The organism is Streptomyces sp. NPDC058955, assembly GCF_042741435.1.
In the GTDB taxonomy this organism is placed as follows: Bacteria; Actinomycetota; Actinomycetes; order Streptomycetales; family Streptomycetaceae; genus Streptomyces.
Genome location: NZ_JBHYKM010000023.1, coordinates 5,944 through 19,915, shown reverse-complemented (window position 1 = coordinate 19,915; position 13,972 = coordinate 5,944). Strand labels below are relative to the sequence as shown.

The window sequence follows — 13,972 nt, the reverse complement described above, 5'->3', positions numbered from 1 at the left end:
GTTTATGGTGGCGGCGGTGGGGTGTACCCCCCGGGCTTGCGCCGGGGGTCGCCCCCCGTTCCGCGCGCGTACCGGGGGCCTCGTCGTCGGTGCGGGTCAGGCGGCGACCGGCACCGGGACCTCCGCCGGGGCCAGGGCGATCTCCAGGACCTGGCGGACGTCGGTCACCGGGTGGACCTCCAGCTTCTCCAGGACCTCGGCCGGGACGTCGTCCAGGTCGGCCTCGTTCCGCTTGGGGATGACCACCGTGGTGATCCCGGCCCGGTGCGCGGCGAGCAGCTTCTGCTTCAGGCCGCCGATGGGCAGGACCCGGCCGGTGAGGGAGACCTCGCCGGTCATGGCCACGTCGGTGCGGACCAGCCGGCCGCTCAGCAGCGAGGCCAGCGCGGTCGTCATGGTGATGCCCGCGCTCGGTCCGTCCTTCGGGACCGCGCCCGCCGGGAAGTGGATGTGCACGCCCCGGTCCTTCAGACCGGTCACGGGCAGCTCCAGCTCCGCGCCGTGCGAGCGGAGGAAGGAGAGCGCGATCTGCGCGGACTCCTTCATCACGTCGCCCAGCTGGCCGGTGAGGGTCAGCCCGGCGGCGCCGGTCTCCGGGTCGGCGAGGGACGCCTCGACGTAGAGGACGTCGCCGCCCGCGCCGGTCACGGCCAGACCGGTGGCGACACCGGGCACGGCCGTCCGCCGCTCGGCCGGGTCCTGGGCGGACTCGGGCACGTGGTGCGGGCGTCCGATGAGGGCCCGCAGGTCCTCGGGCGTGACCGTGAACGGCAGCTCGCGGTCGCCGAGTTCGTGCTGGGCCGCCACCTTGCGCAGCAGCCGGGCGATGGCCCGCTCCAGGGTGCGGACGCCGGCCTCCCGGGTGTACTCGCCGGCCAGCTTCCGCAGCGACGCCTCCTCCAGGACGACCTCGCCGGCCTCCAGGCCGGCCCGCTCCAGCTGCCGGGGCAGCAGGTGGTCACGGGCGATGACGACCTTCTCGTCCTCGGTGTAGCCGTCGAGGCGGACCAGCTCCATGCGGTCGAGCAGGGCCTCCGGGATGGCTTCGAGCACATTGGCGGTGGCGAGGAAGACGACGTCGCTGAGGTCGAGTTCGACCTCCAGGTAGTGGTCGCGGAAGGTGTGGTTCTGTGCCGGGTCGAGGACTTCGAGCAGGGCCGCGGCGGGGTCGCCGCGGAAGTCGGAGCCGACCTTGTCGATCTCGTCGAGGAGGACGACCGGGTTCATCGAGCCGGCCTCCTTGATCGCGCGGACGATCCGGCCGGGCAGGGCGCCCACGTACGTCCGCCGGTGGCCGCGGATCTCGGCCTCGTCCCGGACGCCGCCGAGGGCGACGCGGACGAACGTGCGGCCCATGGCGTGGGCGACGGACTCGCCGAGCGAGGTCTTGCCGACGCCGGGCGGGCCGACGAGCGCGAGCACGGCGCCGCCGCGCCGCCCGCCGACGACGCCGAGTCCGCGCTCGGAGCGCCGCTTGCGCACGGCCAGGTACTCGGTGATGCGCTCCTTCACGTCCTCCAGGCCGGCGTGCTCGGCGTCCAGGACGGCCTTGGCGCCCTGGATGTCGTACCGGTCCTCGGTCCGCTCGTTCCACGGCAGTTCGAGGACGGTGTCGAGCCAGGTCCGGATCCAGGAGCCCTCGGGCGACTGGTCGCTGGACCGCTCCAGCTTCTCGACCTCCTTGAGCGCGGCCTCGCGGACCGACTCGGGCAGGTCGGCGGCCTCCACGCGGGCGCGGTAGTCGTCGGACTCCTCGCCGTCCTTCTCGCCGTTCAGCTCGCGCAGCTCCTTGCGGACGGCTTCGAGCTGGCGGCGGAGCAGGAACTCGCGCTGCTGCTTGTCGACGCCCTCCTGGACGTCCTTGGCGATGGTCTCGGCGACGTCCTGCTCGGCGAGGTGCTCGCGGAGCTGGGCGGTGGCGAGCTTCAGCCGGGCGACCGGGTCGGCGGTCTCCAGGAGCGCCACCTTCTGCTCGACGGTGAGGAAGGGCGAGTAGCCGGAGTTGTCGGCGAGCGCGCCGACCCCGTCGATCTGCTGCACCCGGTCGACGACCTGCCAGGCACCGCGCTTCTTCAGCCAGCTGGTGACGAGCGCCTTGTACGCGGTGACCAGCTCGGTCACGGATCCGGGCAGGGGCTCGGGAACGGTCTCCTCGACCACGGTCCCCTCGACCCACAGCGCCGCGCCGGGCCCGGTCGTCCCGGCCCCGATCCGCACCCGTCCGATGCCCCGGATCAGCGCGCCCGGGTCGCCGTCCGACAGGCGTCCCACCTGCTCGACGATCCCGAGCACGCCGGTCCCGGCGTACGTCCCGTCCACCCGCGGCACCAGCAGCACCCGCGGCTTCCCGGCGGCTCCGCGGCCGGCGGCCTGAGCGGCCTCGACGGCGGCCCGGACCTCGTTGTCCGACAGATCGAGCGGCACGACCATCCCGGGCAGCACGACCTCGTCATCGAGCGGCAGCACAGGCAGAGTGAGCGGCACGGACGGCTTGGAGACAGAAGCCATGATCTCCCCTTCGGCAGTCAAGTTGAGCTATGCCGACTCAATGCATGTGAGCGCAGGAATGTTCCCCGCGGCTTGTTCGCTGTGAGCGATCACGCGGGGAGCGCCCGGTTCCGGCCCCGTCGCGCGTTCCGGCTGCGCCCGGGCCCGGCGGCGGGCATGCTCGGGCCCATGGAGTCTCGTGTGCGGCGTGGACGGGTGTGGGGTGCGGTGCCGGCGATGGTGGCGGCGCTGGTGGTCGCGGTGGGCGGATGCGCCGACGCCGACGTCCCGCCGGTCGCGGGCACGAGCGGCGGGACGACGGTCACCGAAGCCCCCGCGGACCCGCGGTCCGGCGCCGTGCTCGTCGAGGTCGGCGTGAGCGGCGGATTCGCCGGCGTGGACAACCGGCTCGTGGTGCGCGAGGACGGAAGCTGGACCGTCCGGTCCAGGAGCGGCGAGCCCCGCACCGGCCGGATGACCGCCACCGACCTCGCCGCACTGCGCGCCGCCCTCGAAGACCCCGCCTACGCGCGCGTGCCCGAGCAGCCGACCGGCCCGCCCGTCGCCGACGGCTTCCGGTACGCCGTGACGTACCACGACCGGACGGTCGTCGCGGGCGACGGCGACCGACCCGCCGCCCTCCAGCGCGTCCTCGACGCCCTCCCGGAGGGCGGCCCGCCGACCTCGCCGTGACAAGGAGGGCGACCTGGCGGGGCCGCACGCGGAGCGGACGATGGCCCCATCCGCGCTCGCGGCCGTACGGAACACGCTCGGGCTCACCGGGCTCGCGTGGCGCGGGCCGCGGCCGGGCGGGGGCTAGGGGTCCGGGGTCATTCCGGTGTCGCGCGGATCGCCGCGTACTGGCGCTGGAGGTAGTCCCGTACCCGGGCGGGCATGTCCAGGGTGTCGGGGGCGAGGGCCCACTGGATCTGGAGGCCGTCCATGACGGCCAGGTACTCCCGGGCGATGCCCTGGCAGTCGATGTCGGGGCGGAGTTCGCCGCGCCGGACGGCCTCCTCCAGGCGTTCGACGCTGTGCGCGAGCACGCGCGCGTACCGGTCCTTGAAGTAGGTGTGGGCGGGGTGGCCGACGTTCCCGGACTCGCCGACGAGGACGTTGAACATGCGGACGATGCCGGGGCGCCGGGTGTTGTCCTCGACGAGCCGGACGAGGGCGTCGAGGTAGGCCGCGTACGACCCCGGTCCGATGCCGAGGAGGCGCTGGACGTCGTGCTCCTCGCTCTGCGCCAGGACCGAGAGGAGCAGGTCCTCCTTGCTGCGGAAGTGGTGCAGCAGACCGCCCTGGGTGATGCCGCAGTCATGGGCGATGCGGGCGAGGGAGGAGGCGTGGAACCCCCACTGCCCGAAGTGGTCGACGGCGGTGTCCAGGATCAGCCGACGGCGGGCGTCGCCGACGGCGTAACCGCCGCGACCTGCCTTTCTTCCGCCCGTGGTGGCCTTCTTCTCCGGCATGCGGACACCTTAGCCCGGCCCTCGACGCACCCCTTTCGCGTGTGACCCGGCTCACAGATGACAAACCTAGTACCCACTCGGTTTTCGCGCTTAGCCTGTGCCCGTCGAGGACGGCACCGCTCCCCCACAGGGCCCCGCACAGGCCCCGGGGCGCGGTTCGCCGGCCCCGTTCGCCCCCGTCCGCTCGTCACGAAAGGCAGGTACGGACGCGATGCACCCCTATCAGGACGCCGGTCGCCCCGTGGACGAGCGCGTGGCGGACCTGCTCTCCCGGATGACGCCGGAGGAGAAGGCCGGTCAGCTCTTCCACACGATCCTGACGATGAACCCGGACGGCACGCCGGTCACCGAGCCCGACGACTCGACCTCCCGGCCCACCACCCCCGAGCTGATCACCGACCGCGGCCTCACCCACTTCAACCTGCTCGGCAGCCACGGCCCCCGCGAGACGGCCCGGTGGCACAACGCGATCCAGTCGATGGCCGCCGAGACCCGCCTCGGCATCCCGGTCAGCCTCTCCACCGACCCGCGCCACGCCTTCACCGACCACCTCGGCGCCTCCTTCGGCGCCGGCGCCTTCTCCGCCTGGCCCGAGCCCCTCGGCCTGGCCGCCCTGCGCGACCCGGAGCTGGTGTTCCGCTTCGCCGACACCGTCCGCCGCGAGTACCTCTCCGTCGGCTTCCGCACCGCGCTCCACCCGCAGATCGACCTCGCGACCGAACCCCGCTGGTCCCGCCAGTCCGGCACCTTCGGCTCCGACGCGAAGCTGACCGGCGAACTGGCGGCGGCGTACGTCCGCGGCCTCCAGGGCGGGACGCTCGGCCCGGACTCGGTCGCCGCCATGGTCAAGCACTTCCCCGGCGGCGGCCCCCAGAAGGACGGCGAGGACCCGCACTTCCCGCACGGCAAGGAGCAGGTCTACCCGGGCGGCATGCGCGACCACCACCTGGAGCCCTTCCGGGCGGCGATCGCCGCCGGCTGCTCGCAGGTGATGCCGTATTACGGACAGCCGGTCGGCACCGACTGGGAGGAGGTCGGCTTCGGCTTCAACCGGGGCGTCGTCACCGGCCTGCTCCGCGAGGAGCTGGGCTTCGGCGGGATCGTCTGCACCGACTGGGGCCTGCTCACCGACTCGGTGATCCTCGGCGAGCCGCACCCGGCCCGCGCCTGGGGCGTCGAGCACCTGAGCGTGGCCGAGCGGGCCGCGAAGGCGCTGGACGCGGGCGTCGACCAGTTCGGCGGCGAGCAGTGCCCCGAGGTGATCGTGGAGCTGATGGCCTCCGGCCGGATCCCCGAGGCCCGCGTCGACGCCTCCGTACGGCGCCTGCTGCGCGAGAAGTTCCTGCTCGGCCTCTTCGACGAACGCCGGTACGTGGACCCCGACGAGGCCGCCGAGACCGTCGGCCGCGCCGACTTCACCGCCGCCGGCGCCGCCGCCCAGCGCCGCTCGCTCACCGTCCTCACCGACGGCCCCCTGCCGCTCACCGGCTCCCCCCGGCTGTACGTCGAGGGCGTCGACCCCGCGGTCGCGGCCGGCTACGGCGAGGTCGTCGCCACCCCGGACGCCGCCGACCTCGCCGTCCTCCGCCTCCGCACCCCCCACGAGGAACGCCCCGGCCGCTTCGAGTCCTTCTTCCACTCCGGCTCGCTCGCCTTCGACGCACCGGAACTCGACCGGATCCTCCGCCTCCTCGCCACCGTGCCCACCGTCGTCTGCGTCCACCTGGAGCGCCCGGCCGTCCTCCCCGAGATCGCCGCCCGGGCCGCCGCCCTCCTCGCCGACTACGGCGCGAGCGACGCCGCCGTCCTCGACGTCGCCTTCGGCCGCGCCCGCCCCGAGGGCCGGCTCCCCTTCGAGCTGCCGCGCTCGATGGCCGCGGTCCGCGCGGCCCGCCCGGACGTACCGAACGACACGGAGGATCCGGTGTTCCCGTACGGGCACGGCCTGACGCTCTGACCCGGCGAACCGCACCCCACAGACCGCGGGGATCCTGACGACCCCGCGCGATCCGGGGCCCGCCCGTGGGGGGCCGGGCCCCGGATCCCCTTCTCCCGCTCCGTCCCATCCCCGTCACCTCCCCTCCAATGTCATGCCCATGAAAGGACGCACCGCCATGCGCCGTACCCTCGCGCTGACCACGGCAGCAGCCGTACTCGCCGGCCTGGGCGCCACCGCCTACGCGACCACCCCCGCCGCGGAGGGCGCGCACGACGGGCGCCGTCCGCTCGCCGGCCTGCGGATCCTCCTCTCCAACGACGACTCCATGCGGGCCGCGAAGGCGAGCAACGCGGACGGGCTCGGCCTGTACGAGCTCCGCCGCGCGATGTGCGCCGGGGGGGCCGACGTCGTGGTGATGGCCCCCTGGCAGGTGCAGTCCGGCAAGGGCACGGCCGTGACCAACGGCGGGGCCCTGACCGCCCAGCGCCGCACCGCGCTGCCCGCCGGGTACGAGGGCGACTGCGCGGGGGCGCCGTCCGGGGGCGCCGTCTTCGGCGTCTGCCTCGCCGAGGGCGGCTGCGCGCCGGACTCCCCCAGCGCGACCCCGGCGGACACCGTGAAGCTGGCCCTGCGCGGCGGGCTGGCGGCCGAGGTCGGCTGGCAGGGCGCCCCCGACCTGGTCCTCACCGGCATCAACTCGGGCCCGAACATCGCCGCGAGCGTCAACGACTCGGGGACCGTCGGCGCGGCCGTGGCCGCGATCGACCAGGAGGTCCCGGCGATCGCGTTCTCCTCCTCGGGCGACGAGAGCCAGACGTACTTCCCGCGCGAGAACTACCGGGCGCACGCCGAGTTCGGCGCGCGGTTCGTCGCGGGCCTCAGGGAGCGGGGGCTGCTCACCTCCGCCTTCGCCCTGAAGGTCGACTACCCGGACGTGAGCGCCGGGCAGCGGGCGAAGGCCCCGGTGTGGACTCGGGTCGGCGACGGGGCGGTGGTCTACCACGCGTACGAGCAGCGCGGTTCGGGCGACACCTTCGACATCGCGCTCGGCCTGTGCGAGGGGGACGAGAGCGAGGGCGAGTGCGTCGAGCACCGCCCGGACGCCGACTCGACCTGGCTGCTGGCCGAGGGCCACGTGACCGTCGCCCCGATCACCTGGGACCGCACCTACGGCACCCCGGTCGACGCCCGGCGCGACCTGAAGGCGGTCCAGCGGTACGTGGAGCGCGAGGCCCCGCGCCCGTAGCGCCGGCCCGATGCCGCTCCGTCACCCCTCGGCTCCGAAACGTGTTTGTCCCGGCCGTCCGCGCTCCGCGAGGATGGCCGGGACGACGCGTACCGCACGACGAGACACGGAGTGATCATGAACAGCCCCGTCACCCTCGACCGCCGCGAGGGCCCGTACGGAGAGGTCGTGCTGCGGCGCCGGGACGCCGGGGACCGCACCGACTTCGAGATCATCGCCAACGGCACCTTCCTGATGGACACCTCCGACGGGCGCTCCGAGCGGCTGCTCGTGGACGCGGCGATGGAGGCCCTCCCCGCGCGGGCGCGCGCGGGCGCGTCCGTCCTGATCGGCGGGCTCGGCGTCGGCTTCTCCCTCCTCCACGCCGCCGCCGACCCGCGCTGGGGGCGGATCGCGGTGGTCGAGCGGGAGGAGGCGATCATCGACTGGCACCGGAGCGGCCCGCTCGCCGCGCTCTCCGGACACGCGCTCGCCGACGAGCGGACCGTGATCCTGCACACGGACCTGGTGGCGTACCTGGAGACGTCCGGCGACACCTATGACGCGCTCTGTCTGGACATCGACAACGGTCCGGACTGGACGGTCACGGAGGATAACCAATCCCTTTACGGGGCACGGGGGTTGGCGTCCTGCGCGGCCCGGCTGAACCCCGGCGGGGTGCTCGCCGTGTGGTCGGCGCGGCCGTCCGGCGATTTCGAGGAGTCCTTGCGGAATGCCGGATTCAGCGGGGTACGGACGGAAGAGATCCCCGTTGCCCGGGGCGTCCCCGACGTGGTCCACCTCGGCATCCGGCCTGCGTAGCCGGGACGCCGCCGGTACCTCTAGGCTGCTGCACCGACATCGGCGACGCGAGGCGGGGCAATGGAGCAGACACACACCACTCACCAGGGTGCGGCGACTCCGGGGGCCCAGCGGCGCGTCCTGGTCGTCGAGGACGACGCGACGATCGTGGAGGCCGTCTCCGCCCGGCTGCGCGCGGAGGGCTTCCTGGTCCAGACGGCCACCGACGGCCCGGCGGCCGTCGAGGCGGCCGAGGCGTGGCAGCCGGACCTGATGGTCCTCGACGTGATGCTGCCCGGCTTCGACGGCCTGGAGGTCTGCCGCCGGGTGCAGGCGCAGCGCCCGGTGCCGGTGCTGATGCTCACGGCCCGGGACGACGAGACCGACATGCTGGTCGGTCTCGGCGTCGGTGCCGACGACTACATGACGAAGCCTTTCTCCATGCGCGAGCTGGCCGCCCGGGTGCACGTGCTGCTGCGCCGGGTGGAGCGGGCCGCGCTCGCCGCCGTGACCCCGCGCAGCGGGATCCTGCGGCTGGGCGAGCTGGAGATCGACCACGCGCAGCGCCGGGTCCGGGTGCGGGCGGAGGACGTCCACCTGACGCCGACCGAGTTCGACCTGCTGGTCTGTCTGGCCAACACCCCGCGCGCGGTGCTCTCCCGGGAGCAGCTGCTGGCCGAGGTGTGGGACTGGGCGGACGCCTCCGGCACCCGGACCGTGGACAGCCACATCAAGGCGCTGCGCCGGAAGATCGGCGCCGAGCGGATCCGTACGGTGCACGGGGTCGGGTACGCGCTGGAGACCCCGGCGTCGTGAGCCGGCCGGGGCGGCGCACCGGAGGGTCCCGGCGCCGGATCGTGATCTCGATCAAGACGAAGCTGGGCGCGCTGGTCGTCGGCGCGGTGCTGCTGACCTCGGGTCTCGCCCTGGTGGCGATCCGGACGTCCACCGAGTTCCGGTACATCACGATCTTCGCGATGATCGCGACGCTGCTGATCACCCAGTTCGTGGCGCAGTCGCTGACGGCGCCGCTGGACGAGATGAACACGGTGGCGGGGTCGATCTCGCGCGGTGACTTCTCACGGCGGGTGCGGGGCGCGGACCGGCGCGACGAGCTGGGCGACCTGGCCTCGACGATCAACCGCATGGCGGACGACCTGGAGGCGGTGGACCGGCACCGCAAGGAGCTGGTCGCCAATGTCTCGCACGAGCTGCGCACGCCGATCGCGGCGCTGCGGGCGGTGCTGGAGAACGTGGTCGACGGGGTCTCGGAGGCCGATCCGGAGACGATGCGGTCGGCGCTGAAGCAGACCGAGCGGCTGGGCCGGCTGGTGGAGACGCTGCTCGACCTGTCGCGGCTCGACAACGGTGTCGTACAGCTGCGGGTGCGCCGTTTCGAGGTGTGGCCCTATCTGTCCGGGGTGCTGCGGGAGGCGAACCTGGCCGCCGCGCAGCGCGGTCTGCCCTCGACGTCCGGTCTGCACCGGCGTACGGACGTGCATCTGCATCTGGACGTGTCGCCGTCCGACCTGACCGCGTACGCGGACGTGGAGCGGCTGCACCAGGTGATGGCGAACCTGATCGACAACGCGGTGAAGCACTCCCCGCCGCACGGGCGCGTGACGGTGCGGGCCCGGCGCGGCCCGTATCCGGAGTCGCTGGAGCTGGTGGTCGAGGACGAGGGTCCGGGCATCCCGGAGCAGGAGCGGCACAAGGTCTTCGAGCGGTTCAACCGGGGGACGGCCCCGGACCGGCAGGGGCCGGGGAGCGACGGGGGCACCGGGCTCGGTCTGGCGATCGCGCGCTGGGCGGTGGATCTGCACGGTGGCGGGATCGGCGTGGCCGAATCTTCACGCGGGTGCCGCATCCGCGTCACTCTTCCGGGCAGCCTTCCCCTTCGCGATTGACGTAGGGTTCGAACCGGAAGCGAACGTTCTGCGTGATCAGTGGCAGGACGTGGTCAGGGAACGGCCGAAGGGGGCCGTAGCCCGCGCTTTTCCGTACCCTCACTGATGCGGAACCCCGCTTGTTTCCCGCCATTCACGGTGTCGAAACACGCCGTCAAGTGTGACTTGCGCGACGTTGGAGTGCCCGGCCTGCACGTCCCGGCCGGACAGGCGTAGCCTTTATTTCCGCTGTCCATCACCTTGCGAAGCGGAAGAGGGCGGTTGCCGCCGTGTCGTCTCAGTCCCCCAGTACCCCGAGCTCCCCGGCCGACCAAGACGGGCGTGGCGTGAGCCCCGCAGCCGCCTTCGGTGCCAATGAGTGGCTCGTCGACGAGATCTACCAGCAGTACCTCCAGGACCCGAATTCGGTCGATCGTGCCTGGTGGGACTTCTTCGCCGACTACAAGCCGGGTGCGGCGGAGACCCCGTCCGCCCCGGCCGCCACCACGACGGCCGCGCCCTCGGCGCAGCAGGCGGGCCCCGCACAGGCCGCACCTGCCGCTCCGGCCGCCGCCGTGCCCGCCCCGGCCCCGGCGCCCGCCGCCGCTCCGGCCGCGGCTCCGGCGAAGCCCGCCCAGGCCGCTCCGGCCGCCGTGAAGCCGGCCCCGGCCGCCGCCCCGGCGCCCGCCAAGGCCGCCCCGGCCGCCGAGGCGCCCGCCGGCCCCGAGCTGATCACGCTCCGTGGCCCGGCCGCCGCGGTCGCGAAGAACATGAACGCCTCGCTGGAGGTGCCGACGGCCACGTCCGTCCGCGCCGTCCCGGTGAAGCTGCTCTTCGACAACCGGATCGTCATCAACAACCACCTGAAGCGCGCCCGGGGCGGGAAGATCTCCTTCACCCACCTCATCGGCTACGCCATGGTGCAGGCGATCAAGGCCATGCCGTCGATGAACTACTCCTTCGCGGAGAAGGACGGCAAGCCGACCCTGGTCAAGCCGGAGCACGTGAACTTCGGTCTCGCCATCGACCTGGTGAAGCCGAACGGCGACCGCCAGCTCGTCGTCGCGGGCATCAAGAAGGCCGAGACGCTCAACTTCTTCGAGTTCTGGCAGGCGTACGAGGACATCGTCAAGCGCGCCCGCGTGGGCAAGCTGACGATGGAGGACTTCTCCGGCGTCACCGTCTCCCTGACCAACCCCGGCGGCCTCGGCACGGTCCACTCCGTGCCGCGTCTGATGCCCGGACAGTCGGTCATCATGGGCGTCGGCTCGATGGACTACCCGGCCGAGTTCCAGGGCACCTCCCAGGACACCCTGAACAAGCTGGGCATCTCCAAGGTCATGACCCTGACCTCGACCTACGACCACCGGGTCATCCAGGGTGCCGCCTCCGGCGAGTTCCTGCGGATCGTCGCGAACCTCCTCCTCGGCGAGAACGAGTTCTACGACGAGATCTTCAAGTCGCTGCGGATCCCCTACGAGCCGGTCCGCTGGCTCAAGGACATCGACGCCTCCCACGACGACGACGTCACCAAGGCCGCCCGCGTCTTCGAGCTGATCCACTCCTACCGGGTCCGCGGCCACGTCATGGCCGACACCGACCCGCTGGAGTACAAGCAGCGCAAGCACCCCGACCTGGACATCACCGAGCACGGCCTCACCCTGTGGGACCTGGAGCGCGAGTTCGCGGTCGGCGGCTTCGCCGGCAAGTCGATGATGAAGCTCCGCGACATCCTCGGCGTCCTGCGCGACTCGTACTGCCGCACCACCGGCATCGAGTTCATGCACATCCAGGACCCGAAGCAGCGCAAGTGGATCCAGGACCGCGTCGAGCGTCCCCACGCGCGCGTGGAGCGCGAGGAGCAGCTCCGCATCCTCCGCCGCCTGAACTCGGCCGAGGCGTTCGAGACCTTCCTGCAGACGAAGTACGTCGGCCAGAAGCGCTTCTCCCTGGAGGGCGGCGAGTCCGTCATCCCGCTGCTCGACGCGGTCATCGACTCCGCCGCCGAGTCCCGCCTGGACGAGGTCGTCATCGGCATGGCCCACCGCGGCCGCCTGAACGTCCTCGCGAACATCGTGGGCAAGTCGTACGCGCAGATCTTCCGCGAGTTCGAGGGCAACCTCGACCCGAAGTCGATGCACGGCTCCGGCGACGTCAAGTACCACCTGGGCGCCGAGGGCACCTTCACCGGTCTCGACGGCGAGCAGATCAAGGTCTCCCTGGTCGCCAACCCCTCCCACCTGGAGGCGGTCGACCCGGTCCTGGAGGGTGTCGTCCGCGCCAAGCAGGACGTCATCAACAAGGGCGGCACGGACTTCACCGTCCTGCCGGTGGCCCTGCACGGCGACGCGGCCTTCGCGGGCCAGGGCGTGGTGGCCGAGACCCTGAACATGTCGCAGCTGCGCGGCTACCGCACCGGCGGCACGGTCCACATCGTCATCAACAACCAGGTCGGCTTCACGGCGGCTCCCGAGTCGTCCCGCTCCTCCATGTACGCCACCGACGTGGCCCGCATGATCGAGGCGCCGATCTTCCACGTGAACGGCGACGACCCGGAGGCCGTGGTCCGCGTCGCGCGGCTCGCCTTCGAGTTCCGCCAGACGTTCAACAAGGACGTCGTGATCGACCTCATCTGCTACCGCCGTCGCGGTCACAACGAGGGCGACAACCCGCAGTTCACCAACCCGCAGATGTACAACCTGATCGACAAGAAGCGTTCGGTGCGCAAGCTGTACACCGAGTCGCTCATCGGTCGCGGCGACATCACCCTGGAAGAGGCGGAGCAGGCGCTCCAGGACTTCCAGGGCCAGCTGGAGAAGGTGTTCGCGGAGGTCCGCGAGGCCACCGCCGCCCCGGCGCCGGCCCACGTGCCGGACGCGCAGGCCGAGTTCCCGGTCGCCGTCACCACCGCGGTCTCCCAGGAGGTCGTGAAGCGGATCGCCGAGTCGCAGACCAACATCCCGGAGCGGGTCACGGTCCACCCGCGCCTGCTGCCGCAGCTGCAGCGCCGCGCGGCCTCGATCGACGACGGCACCATCGACTGGGGCTTCGGCGAGACCCTCGCCATCGGCTCCCTGCTGATGGAGGGCACCCCGGTCCGCCTGTCGGGCCAGGACTCCCGCCGCGGCACCTTCGGCCAGCGCCACGCGGTCCTGGTCGACCAGGAGACCGGCGAGGACTACACCCCGCTGCTCTACCTGACCGAGGACCAGGCCCACTTCAACGTCTACGACTCGCTGCTCAGCGAGTACGCGGCGATGGGCTTCGAGTACGGCTACTCGCTGGCCCGCCCGAGCTCCCTGGTGGTCTGGGAGGCGCAGTTCGGCGACTTCGTCAACGGCGCCCAGACCGTCGTCGACGAGTTCATCTCCTCGGCCGAGCAGAAGTGGGGCCAGACCTCCGGCGTCACCCTGCTGCTGCCGCACGGCTACGAGGGCCAGGGCCCGGACCACTCGTCCGCCCGCCCGGAGCGCTTCCTCCAGATGTGCGCCCAGGACAACATGACGGTCGCCATGCCGACGCTGCCGTCGAACTACTTCCACCTCCTGCGCTGGCAGGTGCACAACCCGCACCACAAGCCGCTCATCGTCTTCACCCCGAAGTCGATGCTGCGTCTGAAGGCCGCGGCGTCCAAGGTGGAGGAGTTCACCACCGGCGGCTTCCGCCCGGTGATCGGCGACACCGCCGTCGAGGCGGGTACGACCAACCCGGCCGACGTCCGCAAGGTCGTCTTCTGCGCCGGCAAGGTCTACTACGACCTGGAGGCCGAGCGGCAGAAGCGCGGCGACACGGAGACCGCGATCATCCGTCTGGAGCGCCTGTACCCGCTGCCGGGTGCCGAGCTCCAGGCCGAGATCGCCAAGTACCCGAACGCCGCGAAGTACATCTGGGCGCAGGAGGAGCCGGCGAACCAGGGTGCGTGGCCGTTCATCGCGCTCAACCTGATCGACCACCTCGACCTGGCGGTCGGCGCGGACATCCCGGCGGGCGAGCGCCTGCGCCGGATCTCCCGCCCGCACTCCTCGTCCCCGGCGGTCGGCTCGGCCAAGCGTCACCAGGCGGAGCAGCAGCAGCTGGTCAACGAGGTCTTCGACGCCTGACGTCGGCACCCCGTACGGGAGCGCGGCGGGGCGCGCCCCGCGCGGGGGCGGCGCGCGCGCGC

Annotated in this window: 9 protein-coding genes; 7 read left to right on the top strand and 2 right to left on the bottom strand. The window is 72.5% G+C overall.

Annotated features, from left to right (window positions below; all coding sequences use genetic code 11):
• Positions 1-96 precede the first annotated feature (96 nt).
• On the bottom strand, positions 97-2,508 hold the full coding sequence (lon, locus tag ACFW1I_RS12005; protein WP_384669045.1) for an endopeptidase La: 2,412 nt from the start codon (positions 2,506-2,508) through the stop codon (positions 97-99).
• A gap of 168 nt (positions 2,509-2,676) precedes the next feature.
• On the opposite strand from lon, the gene ACFW1I_RS12000 reads away from it, so the two are divergent.
• Positions 2,677-3,180, top strand: coding sequence for a hypothetical protein (locus ACFW1I_RS12000; RefSeq protein ID WP_384669044.1), 504 nt, complete (start codon positions 2,677-2,679; stop codon positions 3,178-3,180).
• Between the two features lie 137 nt (positions 3,181-3,317).
• Here ACFW1I_RS12000 and ACFW1I_RS11995 read toward each other — a convergent pair whose 3' ends face one another.
• Entirely contained in the window at positions 3,318-3,959 is a 642-nt protein-coding gene (locus tag ACFW1I_RS11995; protein ID WP_384669043.1) for a TetR/AcrR family transcriptional regulator, read from the bottom strand.
• A 211-nt stretch (positions 3,960-4,170) separates the two neighbouring features.
• Here ACFW1I_RS11995 and ACFW1I_RS11990 point away from each other — a divergent pair, with 211 nt between their 5' ends.
• The 6 genes from ACFW1I_RS11990 to ACFW1I_RS11965 all read left to right on the top strand — a co-directional run bounded on the left by ACFW1I_RS11990 (position 4,171) and on the right by ACFW1I_RS11965 (position 13,910).
• Entirely contained in the window at positions 4,171-5,916 is a 1,746-nt protein-coding gene (locus ACFW1I_RS11990) for a glycoside hydrolase family 3 protein (protein WP_384669042.1), read from the top strand.
• Positions 5,917-6,073: 157 nt separating this feature from the next.
• On the top strand, positions 6,074-7,144 hold the full coding sequence (gene surE, locus ACFW1I_RS11985) for a 5'/3'-nucleotidase SurE (RefSeq protein ID WP_384669040.1): 1,071 nt from the start codon (positions 6,074-6,076) through the stop codon (positions 7,142-7,144).
• Between the two features lie 117 nt (positions 7,145-7,261).
• Positions 7,262-7,945 carry a spermidine synthase gene (locus ACFW1I_RS11980; protein WP_384669038.1) on the top strand — a complete coding sequence of 228 codons (684 nt, stop codon included), beginning with the start codon at positions 7,262-7,264 and terminating at the stop codon, positions 7,943-7,945.
• Between the two features lie 60 nt (positions 7,946-8,005).
• Positions 8,006-8,740 (top strand): response regulator transcription factor, encoded by a 735-nt coding sequence (locus ACFW1I_RS11975; protein ID WP_376602855.1) that lies wholly within the window; start codon positions 8,006-8,008, stop codon positions 8,738-8,740.
• Positions 8,737-9,831 carry an ATP-binding protein gene (locus ACFW1I_RS11970; protein WP_384669036.1) on the top strand — a complete coding sequence of 365 codons (1,095 nt, stop codon included), beginning with the start codon at positions 8,737-8,739 and terminating at the stop codon, positions 9,829-9,831. Before ACFW1I_RS11975 ends, ACFW1I_RS11970 begins: the two co-directional genes overlap by 4 nt.
• Positions 9,832-10,100: 269 nt before the next feature.
• The gene (locus ACFW1I_RS11965) at positions 10,101-13,910 is read left to right on the top strand and encodes a multifunctional oxoglutarate decarboxylase/oxoglutarate dehydrogenase thiamine pyrophosphate-binding subunit/dihydrolipoyllysine-residue succinyltransferase subunit (RefSeq protein WP_384669034.1); all 3,810 of its coding nucleotides are present in this window, start codon (positions 10,101-10,103) and stop codon (positions 13,908-13,910) included.
• The last annotated feature ends 62 nt before the right edge of the window (positions 13,911-13,972 follow it).

What these genes read in the sequence shown, in the direction of transcription:
- lon (WP_384669045.1), bottom strand. Translation starts at nt 2,508, where the DNA reads ATGGCTTCTGTCTCCAAGCCGTCCGTGCCGCTCACTCTGCCTGTGCTG.
- ACFW1I_RS12000 (WP_384669044.1), top strand. Translation starts at nt 2,677, where the DNA reads ATGGAGTCTCGTGTGCGGCGTGGACGGGTGTGGGGTGCGGTGCCGGCG.
- ACFW1I_RS11995 (WP_384669043.1), bottom strand. Translation starts at nt 3,959, where the DNA reads ATGCCGGAGAAGAAGGCCACCACGGGCGGAAGAAAGGCAGGTCGCGGC.
- ACFW1I_RS11990 (WP_384669042.1), top strand. Translation starts at nt 4,171, where the DNA reads ATGCACCCCTATCAGGACGCCGGTCGCCCCGTGGACGAGCGCGTGGCG.
- surE (WP_384669040.1), top strand. Translation starts at nt 6,074, where the DNA reads ATGCGCCGTACCCTCGCGCTGACCACGGCAGCAGCCGTACTCGCCGGC.
- ACFW1I_RS11980 (WP_384669038.1), top strand. Translation starts at nt 7,262, where the DNA reads ATGAACAGCCCCGTCACCCTCGACCGCCGCGAGGGCCCGTACGGAGAG.
- ACFW1I_RS11975 (WP_376602855.1), top strand. Translation starts at nt 8,006, where the DNA reads ATGGAGCAGACACACACCACTCACCAGGGTGCGGCGACTCCGGGGGCC.